Origin of the sequence: Agrobacterium tumefaciens (assembly GCA_025559845.1) — a bacterium.
Classification (GTDB): Bacteria; Pseudomonadota; Alphaproteobacteria; order Rhizobiales; family Rhizobiaceae; genus Agrobacterium.
Genome location: CP048469.1, coordinates 291,786 through 307,540, shown reverse-complemented (window position 1 = coordinate 307,540; position 15,755 = coordinate 291,786). Strand labels below are relative to the sequence as shown.

The window sequence follows — 15,755 nt, the reverse complement described above, 5'->3', positions numbered from 1 at the left end:
AGTTTTAACTCATCAAATGTCGTAGGATCTCGTCATCCGTACTGACATTGTTTTTGACACGAACCATGTAGCGCTCACCGGACTTGCCGAACTCGCAATTGTAGAGCTTCGAGCCATTGGCGCTCACCTCAACACCGATATCGTCCTGTTTTGCGGCCTGGAATGGAATGACGTCGCCCACCATCAGTCTCGAGATCGTCTTCAGCGTCAGCGTCTCGAGCGTGATTCGCGCTTCGAGCGTGACCTGCGATCGCTTTACCTGCTCCGAAATCATGTCCATCCACTCTTCCTGCTTCTTCAACGCCTGGGCGGAAGGCTTGGGAGCCACAATGGACGTCTTGAGCAACGGACGTTGCGGAACGATAAGAACGAATTCGGAGGCGACCTTGCCGATGACGATCTTCATGCGGATCGTCATGCCATAAAGGCCGGCGAGTTGCTCATCGAAGGCACTTTTGCCGTTGGAATTGAAAGGCGGATCGATCGTCGCCTCAAAACCACCAGGTGCGTTCACGCCGGAACGCAGAACGCCTGCGATGCGACCCATGACCATTGCGGCAAGATCAATTTCGATGTGCGACAGGCTGCGCTCATCAGGCTCGCCGATGGTGTCGGGAGCGGCACCGAGCATGCGTTCCATCAAGGCAATGACAAAACCATTGCCGAGCGCCATCATGAAGTTGGGGCACCAGTTGCGTAGCGAGCAATCGGCAACCGAGAAATTCTCGCCGACATTTGCGATCAGATCGGTCATCAGTCCCGATTCGGAGCCGACATATTCGACCTCGATGGCGATTCCGGTTTCGCTATGGAAGATATCCGGAAGGAACTCGCTGTAGAGGCGACCGATGTCCGTGCCGATCTTGGCGACCGTCTTGCGGTCGGACAGACCGCCCGTGAGTTTCGCCAGCAGTGCGGAATCGATTGTCGGTGCGTGTTGCTGTGCCGCTTGTGCCATCGTCATGCCGCCTTGTTTTCGCCGCCAGGATTCATCATTTCCTGCTCAACGGCATCGATCGAAGGACGCTCGTAGTTGGAGATCGTCTTGCGGCCGTATTCCAGCGCCACCTGCGGCACGGAGCCGTTCATGTAGGCAATCAGCGTCTGCTTGACGATGATATAGAGACGGTGCTGTTTGGTGCGGACGATCTTGACCTGCGATGCGAGCGGGTTGCAGATCGAGTAGGACAGAATGATGCCGAGCATGGTGCCGACGAGCGCCGCGCCGATCAGGCCGCCAAGCACTTCCGGCGATTCGTTGATCTTGCCCATGGCCTTGATAACACCCAGAACCGCCGCGACGATACCGATGGCCGGGAAGGAATCGCCCATGGTCGTAATCGCATGGTAGGGCTTCAGCTTGTCGTGCAGGATGGTTTCGATTTCCTCGTCCATCAGCGCCTCGATCTCGTGGCTACGCGCGTTGCCGATGATGATCAGGCGCACATAGTCACAGATGAAAGAGGTCAGTTCCTTGTTCTTCAGAACCGAGGGTGCCGCCTGGAAGATCGAGGATTCGTCCGGGTTGTCGATATGCGCTTCGATCTCGTTTCGCGACTTCGTGCGCAGATCGCGCATCAGCGAATAGAGCACGCCGAGAACGTCGAGATAATTGCGCTCCTTGGGAACCGAGTGCTTGAAAGCCTCTCCCAGCGCCTTACCCGAATCTTTCACGACCTTCATCGGGTTTGCCATGATGAAGCCGCCGAGGCCTGCGCCTCCGATGATCACCAATTCAAACGGCTGAACGAGGACGTCCAGATGACCGCCCATCGCCATGTAGCCGCCGATGATGCAGCCGAAGGTGATTACAAGTCCAATTACAATATTCATTGATCGCCCACGCCCGAACAGTGTTCCATGCGGCCATCTCTAGAAAATGTGGCTTGCGTGAACCTGTCCGCGGCCCGCGTTCATCACCGTTGCGGCAAACAGTTTCGCGCAAGCAACCGGCGCCACAATGGGTGCAAAGGCAGATTTGTGCCTTGCATCAACAAGAGAACGGTATTCCCCGTGACGTCGACCTACACCAGCTACCAGTTGATCAGCCAAGACATCGGCAAATCGCTCGACCGCGTGTCCAAGCAACCGGATGTGGCGCGGGAAACCGAATACTATTTGTCAAAGATATCGGACGTGAAATCCATCGACGATTTCATGGCCGACACGCGGCTTTATAATTACGCCCTCAAGGCACACGGCCTGGAAGACATGGCCTATGCCAAGGCCTTCATCCGGAAGGTTCTGACGGAGGGCGTGGACAACAAGGACGCCTTTGCCAACAAGCTGTCAGACAGCCGTTATGCCGACCTGGCGAAATCTCTGAATTTTGCTGCGGACGGTGCAGCGGCAACCTCGACGGACGCGGCGAAATCCGGCGTCGTCAGCAAATATAACCGCACGACGCTGGAACAATCGGCCGGCGACGACAATACCGGCGTGCGGCTCGCGCTTTATTTCGAGCGGATGGCGCCGACGATCACCTCCGGCATGGATTTTCTGGCGGATGACGCGCTGGCGCAGGTCTTCCGCACGGCTTTCAACCTGCCCGACGAGTTCGCCGCGACCGATGTCGACAAACAGTCGGCCCTCATCGAAAAAACGATCAATATCAAGGATCTGCAAGACCCCGAGAAGGTGGGAAAGCTCCTCGAGCGCTTCACCATCATGTGGGAAATGGAAAATCCTTCGACAACATACGACCCACTCGCCGTTTTCGGCTCTTCCAGCGGCTACGGCATCTCGCCGGACCTGCTGCTTTCCATCAATTCCCTGAAACTCGGAGGCAAATGATATGCAATCCGGACTTTACGTCGCCCTTTCCTCGCAGATCGCGCTTGAGCGTCGTCTCACCACCATCTCCGACAACATGGCGAACGTGAACACGGTCGGCTTTCGCGGCTCCGAGGTCAAATTCGATGAGATGATTGCCAAGACCCGCAATGACATGAACGCCAAGATCGCGTTCGTTTCGCAGGGTAACGACTATCTTTCCACGCAACAGGGCGCTTTCGAGCAGACCGGCAACTCTTTCGATTTCGCCATCAAGGGCGACGCATGGTTTTCGCTGGACACGCCCGATGGCCAGGTGCTGACCCGTGATGGCCGCTTCAGCATGCGCCCGGATGGCGCGCTGATTTCCTCAAACGGGTATCCGGTTCTCGACGCGGGCGGTGGCCCCATCCAGTTGAACCCGAATGGCGGCCCGATCACTGTCGGTCTCGATGGAGCAATCCGCCAGAATGACAATATCGCCGCAACGCTCGGCATCTTTCAGGCAGATCTTTCTCAAGGTTTCCTGCGCCATCCAAACAGCGGCGTAAAGCCTGTCGCACAGCCCGTTCCCGTTGCCAACAATCACGAGATCGGTGTCGTTCAGGGCTATGTCGAAGAGTCCAACGTCAACGGCATTTCGCAGATGACGCAGCTCATCCAGGTCAACCGTGCGTTCGAAAGCATCTCTTCGTTGATGCGCGACACGGAATCCACCTTCGCTGAAGGCATCAAGACACTGGGCGGCGCCCGCTGAGGATTTGACGGATGAAAGCGCAGGACTCCCTGCTTTCGGCCAAGGCGATTTCACCCAAACTCGCCCAGCTTGCCAGTCTGGCGGAACACTATGCCAACCCGGATTTTTCGATTGCTCCGGGCGGTCATGTGCGGACAATTGCAGCCGGACACTACACGGTTTCCGGTCTTTCGCGTCATGTCAGGCTTGGCGAGTTCGTCGCGCATCGCAGTGCGACCGGAATCCATCTCGGCGAAGTGGTCCGTGTCGAACCGGATATCTGCTATGTCTGCCCTATCGAGCCGGGCGAGCCTATCGGTATCCACGACACGGTGATCCGCAAGGGGGCTTTTCGCGTTGCACCCGACGATAGCTGGTGCGGACGCACGATCAATGCGCTTGGCGAACCAATCGATGGCGGCGGCCCCCTGTCCTCGGGGACGGATCGACGCTCGATTTCCAACAATGCCCCTCCGTCCATGACGCGAAAGCGGGTCGAAACACCATTCAAGACAGGTGTTCGGGCAATCGATATCTTTTCGCCACTTTGCCTGGGTCAGCGCCTCGGCATCTTCGCCGGTTCGGGCGTCGGCAAATCGACCCTGCTTTCGATGCTGGCCAAGGCCGATGCCTTCGACAAGGTAGTGATTGCCCTTGTCGGCGAACGCGGACGTGAAGTGCGCGAGTTCATCGAAGACACGATGGGCGACAATATGGTGAAGTCGATCGCCGTCGTCGCGACGAGTGACGAGAGCCCGATGTTGCGCAAGATGGCGCCGTTGTCCGCTGTCACCATCGCAGAGCATTTCCGCGACAAGGGGGACAACGTTCTTCTCATCATCGACAGCGTCACGCGCTTTGCACATGCGATCCGTGAAGTGGCGGTTGCCTCTGGTGAACCGCCCGTGGCACGTGGTTACCCGGCGTCGGTCTTTACCGAGTTGCCGCGCCTGCTGGAGCGTGCGGGTCCTGGCGCCGAAGGCACCGGCACCATCACCGCAATCGTTTCCATTCTGGTCGACGGCGATAATCACAATGACCCGATCGCCGACTCCACCCGCGGTATTCTCGATGGCCACATCGTACTGGATAGAAGCCTCGCCGAAGAAGGGCGTTATCCGCCCATCAACCCGTTGTCATCCATCTCGCGTCTCGCCAAGAAGGCATGGACACCGGATCAGGAGAAGTTGGTATCCCGCCTGAAGGCGCTGGTGCACCGCTTCGAAGAGACACGCGATCTTCGCCTCATCGGCGGCTACCGGCAGGGAACCGATCCTGATCTCGATATGGCGGTCAAACAGGTTCCCATTATCTACGAAACGCTGAAACAGCTTCCGAGCGATCCGGCAGCCGAGGACGCCTATGCCGATCTGGCAACCGCCTTGCGTGGCGGCATGCAGGCGCAGGCCAACCAGAGAAGGGTCTGACCCGTGAAACGCCAACAGAAAAACACTATCGACAACGGCACGGACCTACCAAAGAAGGTCTTTTTCACCCCCGATCGCATCCTCGCCTGGACCGGTATCGGGCTTGCAGCAGCGGCTGCCTTCTTTCCCTGGTACGTCTTTTTCAATGAAGACAAGTTCGGCATGAAGGTCGCAAGTGGTGACCGCACACGAGACCTGCCGCATACGGGACCACGTGAAGTGTTCAGCGTTTCTCCGATGGCAATGACCAACCGTAACAAGGCAGATATGCCACCGGTAGAGCTGCCTGATATGCTGACCACCGCGACCGTCAGTGAAGACGGCAAGGAGAAACAGAACGATCTTGCTGCAGGACGAGCTGATCAGCCGTTCCCGGGCAAGACCTCGTTCCGGCTGCTGCATGTCGCAAACGGTCGTGCACTGATCGAGGATGGTTCGGGCCTCTACATGGTGCGGATCGGTTCAACACTTCCAGACAACGCTTTGCTGACCAAGATCGAGCAGCGCGACGGCGAATGGCTGATCGAGACATCGGCCGGAAAGACATATTACCCCGAACGCTAAGCCCTTAAATTTTCAAACAAAAGCGCGCCCTGAAACGGCGCGCTTTTTTGTTTGTCACGCTCGCCAATCGGCAGGGAACTGCGTCTTTTCCATCTTCGACCTCTTCCGTAAGTCTGACGCAAGATTGGTCCCGTAGGTTCCGGCCATACGAAATGGAGAAGTCTATGCAACCGATTCAACTGTTCGAACTGGCATCCCGCCAAGCGGAATGGCTGAGCGTGCGGCAGGAAGTCGTGGCGACCAACATTGCCAACGCCAACACCCCCAAATTCCGCGCGAAGGATATCAGCCCGTTTGAGGCTGTCATGCAGTCAACCGATCAGCAGGTTGGCATGGCAAAGACTCATCCTGCCCATTTCGGTGCCAGCAATCTCAGCGAAAACGTCGAGGTCCGCGATACGGAGGCCAACAACGAAATTGGCATTCAGGAATCCGGCAACACGGTCGCTCTGGCATCTGAAATGACCAAGACCGGTGAGATCAAGCGTCAGTACGACCTGAACGCCAATCTCGTCAAATCCTTCCATCGCATGATGTTGATGACGGTAAAGAGGTAAACTGATGGACCCCTTGAGCGCGGCAAGCAAGATCGCCGGCAGCGGACTGGAAGTGCAGTCCACGCGTCTGCGTATCGTTTCGGAAAACATCGCCAACGCCCGGTCGACCGGCGACACACCTGGCGCTGATCCCTATCGCCGCAAGACCGTCACCTTCGGTTCCGAGCTGGATCGCGCCAGCGGCGTCGAACGCGTCACGGTCAAGAAGCTCGGCGAAGACAAGGGTGACTTCACCCACGAATACGATCCCGGCAACCCGGCAGCCGATGGCAACGGCATGGTGAAGATGCCGAACGTCAACATCCTGATCGAAATGGCAGACATGCGCGAAGCAAACCGCAGCTATGACGCCAATCTTCAGGTCATCCGCCAGACGCGTGACCTCGTTGCCTCCACCATCGACCTTCTGAAAGCATCACAATGATTGACGGTATCAAACAGCTCAGCTCCCTCTCCCTGACGCGTGGTGCAAACAGCGTTTCGTCCCTGACGGAAAACGTGCTCGGCAGCCAGCAGACGACACCCGGCCAGCAGACCGGCATGAGCTTCGCCAACGTTCTCGGCAACATGTCCGTCGACGCGATGAACAATCTGAAAAAAGCGGAAGTGGCGTCGTTCGAAGGCATTCAGGGCAAAGCAAACACCCGCGAAGTGGTCGACGCAATGTTGTCCGCCGAGCAGTCGCTGCAGACGGCAATCGCGCTCCGCGACAAGATCGTCACGGCTTACCTCGACATCACAAAGATGCAGATCTAGCACCAGCAGGAAAGTAAAGACATGAGAGCTCTTGCCATCGCTGCGACCGGTATGGACGCCCAGCAGACCAACCTGGAAGTCATCGCCAACAACATCGCGAACATCAACACCACCGGCTACAAGCGCGCACGTGCGGAGTTTACCGACCTTCTTTATCAGACTGAGCGTATGCAGGGCGTGCCGAACCGCGCCAACCAGGCGATCGTTCCGGAAGGCGCCAATATCGGTCTTGGTGTGCAGACATCGGCTGTCCGCAATATTCACACCCAGGGCAACCTGATCGAGACCGGAAACAATCTCGACGTTGCAATCATCGGCCAGGGCTGGTTCCAGATCGAAGCCGCCGACGGCTCGACGCTTTACAGCCGTGCCGGCGCATTCAACAAGAATGCCGACGGCGATCTGGTGACGATTGATGGCTATAACGTCATCCCGAACGTCAACATTCCGACTGACGCCACCGACATCACCATCACCCGCACCGGGCAGGTGACGGCACGTATTGGTAACGCAACGGAGTTCACCGAACTCGGTCAGTTGACGATTGCGAACTTTGCCAACGAGGCTGGCCTGAAGCCGCTCGGCGATAACCTCTTCGCACAGACACCGGCGTCGGGCGATGCCGTGATCGGCGTGCCGGATGATCCGAGCTACGGATACATCAAGCAATCCTATCTCGAAGGCTCCAACGTCGATGCCGTCAAGGAAATCACGGATCTCATCACGGCGCAGCGTGCGTACGAAATGAACTCCAAGGTCATTACCACGGCTGACGAAATGGCATCGATTGTCAGCAAGAACCTGAAGTAACAACGGAAAGGCGGGCGAACATGACGTTTAGCCAGAGAAATAGCAGCTACAGAACGGCACTCGTCCGTTTGTTCCTGACGTCCGCCATTTCATTGACGGCCTTCGCCGCTGCGGCGCAGTCTCCGATGGCGCTGGTTCCGACGCGCACGATCTATCCGGGCGAAACCATTACGCCCGACCAGGTCAAGCCGGTGGAAGTGACCAACCCCAATCTCTCGTCGGGTTACGCCAGCCATGTCAGCGAAGTGGATGGCATGGTTTCGAAACAAACCCTGCTTCCCGGGCGCACCATCCCGATCGCGGCACTGCGTGTTCCATCGCTGGTGACACGAGGAACCAACGTCAAGCTCGTCTTCACGATCGGCAATATGACACTCATGGCATCCGGCACCCCAATGACTGATGGCTCGATGGGCGATGTGGTGCGCGTGCGCAATATCGATTCCGGCGTCATTGTGAATGGCACCGTGATGCAGGACGGCACTATCCAGGTGATGGCGAAATGAGAAGTTTGCGTATTCTGGCCACGGCGTTTCTGGCCGCAGCCCTCCCCTTTCTCTCCGCGCTCCCGGTTCAGGCCGATACGTCGCGGATCAAGGACATTGCCTCGCTGCAGGCCGGTCGCGACAACCAGCTCATCGGTTACGGTCTCGTCGTCGGCCTGCAAGGCACGGGCGACAGTCTGCGCTCATCGCCGTTCACCGAGCAGTCGATGCGCGCCATGCTGCAGAACCTCGGCATTACAACACAGGGCGGCCAGTCGAACGCAAAGAACATCGCGGCCGTGATGGTCACGACGAACCTGCCGCCTTTTGCGAGCCCCGGCAGCCGCGTTGACGTGACCGTCAGTTCGCTCGGCGACGCCTCTTCGTTGCGCGGCGGTACCCTCATCATGACGTCGCTTTCGGGCGCGGACGGTCAGATCTACGCCGTTGCGCAGGGCACCCTGATCGTCAACGGTTTTTCCGCGCAGGGTGATGCTGCGACACTGACGCAGGGTGTCACGACCTCCGCCCGCGTGCCGAACGGCGCAATCATCGAGCGTGAGCTGCCTTCGAAGTTCAAGGATTCGGTCAATCTCGTCCTGCAACTGAGAAACCCCGATTTCTCGACCGCCGTCCGGGTGGCCGATGTCGTCAACGCATTCGCCCGCGCCCGATATGGCGACGCGATTGCCGAACCGCGCGATTCGCAGGAAATCGGTGTTCAGAAGCCGCGTACCGCCGATCTGACACGCCTGATGGCCGAAATCGAAAATCTGACTGTCGAGACCGACACGCCGGCCAAGGTTGTCATCAATGAGCGCACGGGAACGATCGTGATCGGTGCGGATGTCCGTATTTCCCGCGTAGCGGTCAGCTACGGCACCTTGACCGTGCAGGTTACAGAAACGCCGCAGGTGATCCAGCCGGCACCGTTCTCACGCGGCGAGACAGCCGTTCAGCCGCAGACCGACATCATGGCCATGCAGGAAGGCAGCAATGTCGCCATTGTGGAAGGTCCTGACCTTCGCACACTGGTTGCCGGCCTCAACAGCATTGGCCTCAAGGCAGACGGCATCATCGCCATCCTGCAAGGCATCAAATCTGCCGGTGCCCTTCAAGCGGAGCTCGTGCTGCAATGATGAACGTTCAACGCACCCGCAGTCTTTCCGATAACCTCTGCCGGTTTGCCGCAGTCGCGTCTCTGCTGTTCCTGCTTCCCGCCGCAACGGCGGAAAGCCAGCAGAACGTCGTCTCCGAACTCAGTACGCAGGATGAAATCCAGCGCTTCTGCACCAACATTGCCGACGCGGCCCGCGATCAGCGTTACCTGCTGCAGAAACAGGAACTTGAGAAACTGCAGGCTGATGTCAACGAGCGCATCACCGTTCTTGAAAACCGCAAGGCGGAATACGAAGACTGGCTGGCACGCCGCAATCACTTCCTCAATCAGGCAAAAGCCAATCTGGTCGACGTCTACAAAACGATGAAGGCCGATGCGGCAGCGCCTCAGCTTGAGAAAATGCATGAGGAAATTGCAGCCGCGATCATCATGCAGCTACCACCCCGTCAGTCGGGCCTGATCCTCAGCGAGATGGATGCTGCCAAGGCAGCCCTTGTCGCCGGCATCATGTCGCAAGCTACCGACCCGAACACCTCGAAGGACCCTTCATGACCTCTCGTATTCCGGCCCTCCTTTTGCCGCTCGCGCTGCTTGCCGGCTGCCAGAACAACCAGACCCTGAAGGAAATCGGCAACGCGCCTTCGATGAGCCCGATCGGCAGCGGTCTGCAGTTCAGCCAGACGCCGCAGATGGGCATGTATCCGAAACAGCCGAAACATATGGCAAGCGGTTACTCGTTGTGGAGCGATACCCAGGGCGCGCTCTTCAAGGATCTGCGCGCGCTCAACATTGGCGACATTCTGACGGTGAACATCCAGATCAATGACAAGGCCGATTTCGACAACGAGACCGAGCGCAACCGCACCAACTCCAGTGGCCTGAACTGGAAAGCCAATGCACAGGTTCTGGGTTGGAACCCGCAGGCGGACTCCAGCATCAACTATGGCTCGGACACCGATACGCAGAGCAAGGGCAAGACCAAGCGCTCGGAAAAGCTGACGCTGCTCGTCGCAGCCGTGGTCACCGGCATCCTGGAGAACGGCAACCTGATCATCAGCGGTTCGCAGGAAGTCCGCGTCAACCACGAGATCCGCATTCTGAACGTCGCCGGTATCGTACGTCCGCAGGACGTCAACGCCGACAACATGATCTCCTACGAGCGCATCGCCGAGGCTCGCATCTCTTACGGTGGTCGCGGTCGCCTGACCGAGGTTCAGCAGCCTCCGGTTGGCCAGCAGGTCGTCGACCTGTTCTCGCCGATCTGATGCTGTCTTGATGGAGCGGACCTAAGCCATGGACAATGCACAGGCAGAGGAAAAGAAAAAGTCGTCGCCTCTGGTCATGACCATCGTCGGCCTTGCCATCCTGACCGTTCTCGGCGGCGGTGGTGGCTGGGTGCTGGGCGGAATGATGGCGCCGAAGATCTCCGGCGCTACAGCCGCTGCCCATCAGCAGGCCGCAGCAGGCGGGCATGGCGAGAGCAAGGAAGAAGGCATCCCGAAAATTCCCGCGGAAGCCAACGGCATCGTCCAGCTCGACCCGATCACCACCAACCTCGCCTACCCCTCGACCAACTGGGTGCGGCTGGAAGTGGCTCTCATGTTCAAAGGCCCTGTCGAAGTCGGTCTGGCGGAAGATATCCATCAGGATATCCTCGCCTATGTAAGGACTGTGTCTCTCCAGCAACTCGAAGGGCCACGCGGCTTTCAATATCTTAAGGATGACATTCAGGAACGAGTTGACCTGCGCTCACAGGGGCGCGTATCCAAGGTCATGTTCCGGACCTTTGTCATCGAATGATTCGATTTTTTGTAACCCTCGCCGTCCTTCTCGCCTTGCCGGGTCTTGCCAACGCCCAGCAATTTCCGTCTGATTTGTTCAACACACAGATCGACGGTTCGGTGGCGGCGTGGATTATCCGCACTTTCGGACTTCTGACGGTCCTTTCGGTCGCTCCTGGCATTCTCATCATGGTCACGAGCTTTCCGCGTTTCGTGATCGCGTTCTCGATCCTGCGCTCGGGCATGGGCCTCGCATCAACACCGTCCAACATGATCCTGCTGTCGATGGCGATGTTCATGACCTTCTACGTCATGTCGCCTACCTTCGACAAAGCATGGACGGATGGTGTCCAGCCATTGTTGCAGAACCAGATCAACGAGCAGCAAGCCGTAGAGCGGATCGCTGAGCCGTTCCGTACTTTCATGTCCGCCAATACCCGCGACAAGGATCTCAAACTTTTTGTCGATATCGCCCGTGAGCGTGGACAGGAAGTGATGACGGCGAACGTTATCGATTACCGCGTGCTGGTTCCGGCGTTCATGCTTTCGGAAATTCGTCGCGGTTTTGAAATCGGCTTCCTGATCATTCTGCCGTTTCTCGTCATCGACCTGATCGTCGCGACCATCACCATGGCCATGGGTATGATGATGCTTCCGCCGACCTCGATTTCGCTGCCGTTCAAGATTCTTTTCTTCGTGCTGATTGACGGCTGGAACCTGCTTGTTGGCAGCCTGGTAAGATCGTTCAATTAACGGCCGCTGTGCCGAACTGACACCCATTAACCCTGTTTCTTAACCCCGCAGCCCCAGTGCTGCGGGGTTTTTGCATTTTAACGGCTTGCTTACCAATTTCTCTAGGGGCTGGATAACCATAGTTTTAAATTAAAAACTTACCATTTAAGTAAACTTAACAGTAACCATAAGTATTCTCGAGTATTTCTTAACGACCAAATTAATAATTGCGCAATTTTTCGCTGCGAAATTCCGATCACACGCAGCGGATTTGGTTTCTGGAAACAAGTATTTCTGAACCGATTGGCATGAAGCCGAAACGTTGTGGCCGGTAATACGAGTCCGGAATGTCCCCACTCCAGTATCTCGTTAAAAACAAGGGACACATTTATTATGGCGAGCATTCTCACCAACACCAACGCAATGGCCGCTCTTTCGACCCTGCGCACCATCGCTTCCGACATGTCGACCACCCAGGACCGTATTTCTTCCGGCCTGAAGGTTGGCGCAGCTTCGGACAACGCTGCTTACTGGTCGATCGCGACCACCATGCGTTCTGACAACAAGGCTCTTGGCGCTGTTTCTGACGCGCTGGGCATGGGCGCTGCCAAGGTTGATACCGCATACGCCGGTATGGACGCTGCAATCGACGTCGTTACTGAAATCAAGGCAAAGGTTGTCGCCGCCAAGGAAGAAGGCGTTGACAAGGCCAAGATCCAGGAAGAAGTCACGCAGCTTCTCGACCAGCTCAAGTCCATCGGCACGGGCGCATCGTTCAACGGTGAAAACTGGCTGGTATCCGACGCAGCCGCCACCAAGACGGTTGTTTCCGGCTTCGTTCGCGACAACGATGGCAACGTCAGCGTCAAGACGACGGACTACGCTCTGGATGCAGACTCCCTGCTTTACACGGAAGGTACGCCTGGAACGATCGATGCCAACTCCGGCATCCTGAACGCGACCGGCGCAACCACCACCGTTGGCGCAAAGACCTATACCCAGATTTCGGTTCTCGATCTCAACGTCGGCACCGACGACCTCGACAACGCTCTGTACTCCGTCGAAACCGCTCTGACGAAGATGACCAGCGCTGGCGCAAAGCTCGGCTCGCTGTCTTCGCGCATCGATCTGCAGAGCGACTTCGCTGACAAGCTGTCCGACACCATCGAACAGGGCGTTGGCCGTCTCGTTGACGCTGACATGAACGAAGAGTCCACCAAGCTGAAGGCTCTTCAGACGCAGCAGCAGCTCGCTATCCAGGCTCTGTCGATCGCCAACAGCGACTCGCAGAACATTCTCTCGCTCTTCCGTTAAGAGCCGAGCATCTCATAGTCCTTCGGGGCTGGGGGAACCATTTCTTCCAATATGCATTCGGGGGCTGACCAAATGCATATCCGGACAGAAAGCATACAAGTCCGAGAGGCTGAATCGGACTGAATGCACAAGAGAGGCCGCATCCCGAATACGGATGCGGCCTTATCTTTTTTTTAAACATTTCGAACTACGCGCGCGCACGCGCGAAGGTTGCAATTTCATTTTGCAAAACAACAGATTTGTCTTCCTGACTTATCAATTCATTAACCAACCTGGCGTTACCTAAGCTCATTGAAACGGCGAGCTAACATTAAAAATCAGCCAGTTAGCAAGCATGACGCTGCGCGCCGTTCCCGGTGAACCCGGAATGTCCCTTCTTTAATCAGCCATTCAAGGGGCACACTACTATGACGAGCATTATTACCAATATCGCCGCTATGTCCGCTCTCCAGACCCTTCGCACGATCGGTCAGGACATGGAAACCACACAGGGCCGCGTTTCTTCCGGCCTGAAGGTTGGCGAAGCTTCGGACAACGCTGCTTACTGGTCGATCGCGACCACCATGCGTTCCGACAACATGGCTCTCTCCGCCGTCCAGGACGCCCTTGGCCTTGGCGCTTCGAAGGTTGATACCGCATATGCCGGTATGGAATCCGCGATCGAAGTCGTAAAGGAAATCAAGGCAAAGGTTGTCGCTGCCAAGGAAGAGGGCGTCGACAAGTCCAAGATCCAGGAAGAAGTCACGCAGCTTCTCGAGCAGCTCAAGTCCATCGGCACGGGCGCGTCGTTCAGCGGCGAAAACTGGCTCGTTTCCGATGCAGCCGGCCCGAAGACAGTTGTGTCCGGCTTCGTTCGTGACAGCGACGGCAACGTCAGCGTTAAATCCACGACCTACGAACTGGATGTTGACTCCCTGCTTTACACGGAAGGCACACCTGGCACGATCGATGCAAACTCTGGCATCCTGAACGCTACCGGTGCAACCACCACCGTTGGTGCCGTAACATACACCCAGATTTCTGTTCTCGACCTCGACGTCACGGCCAATGATCTCGACAACGCGCTTTACTCCGTCGAAACAGCTCTGACGAAGATGACCAGCGCCGCTGCCAAGCTCGGTTCGCTGTCCATGCGTATCGGCCTGCAGGAAGACTTCGCAACGAAGCTCTCCGACGCTATCGACTCCGGCGTTGGCCGCCTCGTCGACGCAGACATGAACGAAGAGTCCACCCGCCTCAAGGCTCTGCAGACGCAGCAGCAGCTCGGCGTTCAGGCTCTGTCGATCGCCAACTCCAACTCCGAGAACGTTCTGTCGCTCTTCCGTTAATCGGACCGACAAAACAAAAAATCGAAGAAGGCCGCGCATCTGCGCGGCCTTTTTTCGTTTAACCCGCCACATCTTGTTAACTTCGGTAAATTCCATTTAATCTTTGTTAACCATTCCTACCTTAACTGAGGCCATCGAAAGGATCGGTTAACCAAGACGAAAAAGAGGTTAACAGGCATCACGCCGTTACGTCCTTCCCCGCCATCCGGGATGTCCCTTTTCCTCAGCCAAGTAGGGGCAAATTCAATGACCAGCATTCTGACCAATACCGCCGCCATGGCCGCGCTCCAGACCCTTCGCACCATCGATGCGAGCATGGAAGAAACCCAGGGACGCGTCTCGTCCGGCCTTCGCGTCGGCACTGCTGCCGACAACGCCGCTTACTGGTCGATCGCGACCACCATGCGCTCCGACAACATGGCCCTCTCCGCAGTCCAGGACGCACTCGGCCTCGGCGCTGCCAAGATCGACGTTGCCTACTCCGCCATGGAAAGCACAATTGACGTCGTCGAAGAAATCAAGGCCAAGGTCGTAGCTGCGACCGAAGAAGGCGTCGACAAGTCGAAAATCCAGGAAGAAATCGATCAGCTTCAGGAGCAGCTCAAGAATATTGCCGAAGGCGCATCCTTCAGCGGCGAGAACTGGCTGATCGGCGCGGGCGTAAAGACCGTCGTTTCGGGCTTCACCCGCGATGGCGACGGCAATGTCTCGGTCACGCAGACGCAGTACACCCTGAAGGACGCCGAGGACGCGGACGGCCCCGCCAACACGCTGTTCGGAACGGATGCAGCCGGTGTCATCGACACCACAACCGGTATTATCGGCAGACCAGGCGACGCATCAACCGTTTCCCTGTTCGAACTGGACCTTAACGTCTTCGATGATGCGGCGCCGCCAGCCTACAGCATCAATGATGTCCTGACTGACGTTGAAAAAGCTTTCCAGGACCTCAGCAGTGCAGCATCGGCACTCGGTTCGATCGCCATGCGCATCGAGCTGCAGGAAAACTTCGTCTCCAAGCTGACCGACTCGATCGACAGCGGTATCGGCCGCCTTGTTGACGCCGACATGAACGAGGAATCGACCCGCCTGAAGGCGCTGCAGACTCAGCAGCAGCTTGCGGTCCAGTCGCTCTCCATCGCCAACACCAATTCCGAGAACATTCTGCAGCTATTCCGCCAGTAAGCGGCGCCCAATGGCTACGGGCGGTTTCGTCCCGCTCTGGCAGCAGCAGACTATCTCGGTTACGGAAACCGCGCTTCCCACAAGCGCGGTTTTCGCGTTTTGGAGGGATGAACGCCATCAGCGCGCAGGAAAAGCGACAGACCGGCAGCCGTTCCGGCGCGGATCAAAAACGATGCAAGCATCCACGC

At 57.3% G+C, this 15,755-nt stretch carries 19 protein-coding genes; 17 read left to right on the top strand and 2 right to left on the bottom strand.

What is annotated here, in order from left to right; all coding sequences use genetic code 11:
- Positions 1 to 4: 4 nt before the first annotated feature.
- Complete coding sequence (locus FY156_01500) at positions 5 to 964, bottom strand: flagellar motor switch protein FliM (GenBank protein ID UXS00254.1); 960 nt, start codon at positions 962 to 964, stop codon at positions 5 to 7.
- Positions 961 to 1,833 (bottom strand): flagellar motor stator protein MotA, encoded by an 873-nt coding sequence (gene motA / locus FY156_01495; protein UXS00253.1) that lies wholly within the window; start codon positions 1,831 to 1,833, stop codon positions 961 to 963. Before motA ends, FY156_01500 begins: the two co-directional genes overlap by 4 nt.
- 180 nt (positions 1,834 to 2,013) lie before the next feature.
- Here motA and FY156_01490 point away from each other — a divergent pair, with 180 nt between their 5' ends.
- The 17 genes from FY156_01490 (at position 2,014) to FY156_01410 (ending at position 15,567) form a co-directional block, all read left to right on the top strand.
- A complete protein-coding gene (locus FY156_01490; protein ID UXS00252.1) occupies positions 2,014 to 2,793 on the top strand; it encodes a DUF1217 domain-containing protein in 780 nt (259 codons plus the stop codon).
- 1 nt (position 2,794) lies between these two features.
- Positions 2,795 to 3,529 (top strand): flagellar basal-body rod protein FlgF, encoded by a 735-nt coding sequence (gene flgF, locus FY156_01485; protein UXS00251.1) that lies wholly within the window; start codon positions 2,795 to 2,797, stop codon positions 3,527 to 3,529.
- An 11-nt stretch (positions 3,530 to 3,540) separates the two neighbouring features.
- Positions 3,541 to 4,935: a flagellar protein export ATPase FliI gene (gene fliI, locus FY156_01480; GenBank protein ID UXS00250.1), complete on the top strand. Its 1,395-nt coding sequence runs from the start codon at positions 3,541 to 3,543 to the stop codon at positions 4,933 to 4,935.
- Positions 4,936 to 4,938: 3 nt separating this feature from the next.
- Positions 4,939 to 5,499 (top strand): hypothetical protein, encoded by a 561-nt coding sequence (locus FY156_01475; protein ID UXS00249.1) that lies wholly within the window; start codon positions 4,939 to 4,941, stop codon positions 5,497 to 5,499.
- Between the two features lie 164 nt (positions 5,500 to 5,663).
- Positions 5,664 to 6,056, top strand: a complete 393-nt coding sequence (flgB, locus tag FY156_01470) for a flagellar basal body rod protein FlgB (protein ID UXS00248.1) — start codon at positions 5,664 to 5,666, stop codon at positions 6,054 to 6,056.
- 4 nt (positions 6,057 to 6,060) lie between these two features.
- On the top strand, positions 6,061 to 6,480 hold the full coding sequence (gene flgC, locus FY156_01465) for a flagellar basal body rod protein FlgC (protein ID UXS00247.1): 420 nt from the start codon (positions 6,061 to 6,063) through the stop codon (positions 6,478 to 6,480).
- Positions 6,477 to 6,812, top strand: a complete 336-nt coding sequence (fliE, locus tag FY156_01460) for a flagellar hook-basal body complex protein FliE (GenBank protein ID UXS00246.1) — start codon at positions 6,477 to 6,479, stop codon at positions 6,810 to 6,812. Before flgC ends, fliE begins: the two co-directional genes overlap by 4 nt.
- Positions 6,813 to 6,833: 21 nt before the next feature.
- The gene (flgG, locus tag FY156_01455) at positions 6,834 to 7,622 is read left to right on the top strand and encodes a flagellar basal-body rod protein FlgG (protein ID UXS00245.1); all 789 of its coding nucleotides are present in this window, start codon (positions 6,834 to 6,836) and stop codon (positions 7,620 to 7,622) included.
- A 20-nt stretch (positions 7,623 to 7,642) separates the two neighbouring features.
- Positions 7,643 to 8,128, top strand: coding sequence for a flagellar basal body P-ring formation protein FlgA (gene flgA, locus FY156_01450; GenBank protein ID UXS00244.1), 486 nt, complete (start codon positions 7,643 to 7,645; stop codon positions 8,126 to 8,128).
- Positions 8,125 to 9,246 carry a flagellar basal body P-ring protein FlgI gene (locus tag FY156_01445; protein ID UXS00243.1) on the top strand — a complete coding sequence of 374 codons (1,122 nt, stop codon included), beginning with the start codon at positions 8,125 to 8,127 and terminating at the stop codon, positions 9,244 to 9,246. Before flgA ends, FY156_01445 begins: the two co-directional genes overlap by 4 nt.
- Entirely contained in the window at positions 9,243 to 9,779 is a 537-nt protein-coding gene (locus FY156_01440) for a MotE family protein (protein UXS00242.1), read from the top strand. The genes FY156_01445 and FY156_01440 overlap by 4 nt, the downstream gene beginning before the upstream one ends.
- Complete coding sequence (locus tag FY156_01435) at positions 9,776 to 10,492, top strand: flagellar basal body L-ring protein FlgH (protein UXS00241.1); 717 nt, start codon at positions 9,776 to 9,778, stop codon at positions 10,490 to 10,492. Before FY156_01440 ends, FY156_01435 begins: the two co-directional genes overlap by 4 nt.
- A 28-nt stretch (positions 10,493 to 10,520) precedes the next feature.
- Positions 10,521 to 11,027, top strand: coding sequence for a flagellar basal body-associated FliL family protein (locus tag FY156_01430; protein ID UXS00240.1), 507 nt, complete (start codon positions 10,521 to 10,523; stop codon positions 11,025 to 11,027).
- On the top strand, positions 11,024 to 11,761 hold the full coding sequence (fliP, locus tag FY156_01425) for a flagellar type III secretion system pore protein FliP (GenBank protein ID UXS00239.1): 738 nt from the start codon (positions 11,024 to 11,026) through the stop codon (positions 11,759 to 11,761). The genes FY156_01430 and fliP overlap by 4 nt, the downstream gene beginning before the upstream one ends.
- 372 nt (positions 11,762 to 12,133) lie before the next feature.
- Entirely contained in the window at positions 12,134 to 13,054 is a 921-nt protein-coding gene (locus FY156_01420) for a flagellin (protein ID UXS00238.1), read from the top strand.
- A 407-nt stretch (positions 13,055 to 13,461) separates the two neighbouring features.
- The gene (locus tag FY156_01415) at positions 13,462 to 14,382 is read left to right on the top strand and encodes a flagellin (protein ID UXS00237.1); all 921 of its coding nucleotides are present in this window, start codon (positions 13,462 to 13,464) and stop codon (positions 14,380 to 14,382) included.
- Between the two features lie 246 nt (positions 14,383 to 14,628).
- Positions 14,629 to 15,567, top strand: coding sequence for a flagellin (locus FY156_01410; GenBank protein ID UXS00236.1), 939 nt, complete (start codon positions 14,629 to 14,631; stop codon positions 15,565 to 15,567).
- Positions 15,568 to 15,755: the final 188 nt, after the last annotated feature.

Excerpts from the sequence above, each read along its gene's own strand:
- FY156_01430 (UXS00240.1), top strand. The coding sequence starts at position 10,521 with ATGGACAATGCACAGGCAGAGGAAAAGAAAAAGTCGTCGCCTCTGGTC.
- FY156_01440 (UXS00242.1), top strand. The coding sequence starts at position 9,243 with ATGATGAACGTTCAACGCACCCGCAGTCTTTCCGATAACCTCTGCCGG.
- FY156_01500 (UXS00254.1), bottom strand. The coding sequence starts at position 964 with ATGACGATGGCACAAGCGGCACAGCAACACGCACCGACAATCGATTCC.
- fliP (UXS00239.1), top strand. The coding sequence starts at position 11,024 with ATGATTCGATTTTTTGTAACCCTCGCCGTCCTTCTCGCCTTGCCGGGT.
- FY156_01415 (UXS00237.1), top strand. The coding sequence starts at position 13,462 with ATGACGAGCATTATTACCAATATCGCCGCTATGTCCGCTCTCCAGACC.
- flgB (UXS00248.1), top strand. The coding sequence starts at position 5,664 with ATGCAACCGATTCAACTGTTCGAACTGGCATCCCGCCAAGCGGAATGG.
- motA (UXS00253.1), bottom strand. The coding sequence starts at position 1,833 with ATGAATATTGTAATTGGACTTGTAATCACCTTCGGCTGCATCATCGGC.
- flgF (UXS00251.1), top strand. The coding sequence starts at position 2,795 with ATGCAATCCGGACTTTACGTCGCCCTTTCCTCGCAGATCGCGCTTGAG.
- fliE (UXS00246.1), top strand. The coding sequence starts at position 6,477 with ATGATTGACGGTATCAAACAGCTCAGCTCCCTCTCCCTGACGCGTGGT.
- flgA (UXS00244.1), top strand. The coding sequence starts at position 7,643 with ATGACGTTTAGCCAGAGAAATAGCAGCTACAGAACGGCACTCGTCCGT.
- FY156_01410 (UXS00236.1), top strand. The coding sequence starts at position 14,629 with ATGACCAGCATTCTGACCAATACCGCCGCCATGGCCGCGCTCCAGACC.
- flgC (UXS00247.1), top strand. The coding sequence starts at position 6,061 with ATGGACCCCTTGAGCGCGGCAAGCAAGATCGCCGGCAGCGGACTGGAA.
- flgG (UXS00245.1), top strand. The coding sequence starts at position 6,834 with ATGAGAGCTCTTGCCATCGCTGCGACCGGTATGGACGCCCAGCAGACC.
- FY156_01435 (UXS00241.1), top strand. The coding sequence starts at position 9,776 with ATGACCTCTCGTATTCCGGCCCTCCTTTTGCCGCTCGCGCTGCTTGCC.
- FY156_01420 (UXS00238.1), top strand. The coding sequence starts at position 12,134 with ATGGCGAGCATTCTCACCAACACCAACGCAATGGCCGCTCTTTCGACC.
- fliI (UXS00250.1), top strand. The coding sequence starts at position 3,541 with ATGAAAGCGCAGGACTCCCTGCTTTCGGCCAAGGCGATTTCACCCAAA.
- FY156_01445 (UXS00243.1), top strand. The coding sequence starts at position 8,125 with ATGAGAAGTTTGCGTATTCTGGCCACGGCGTTTCTGGCCGCAGCCCTC.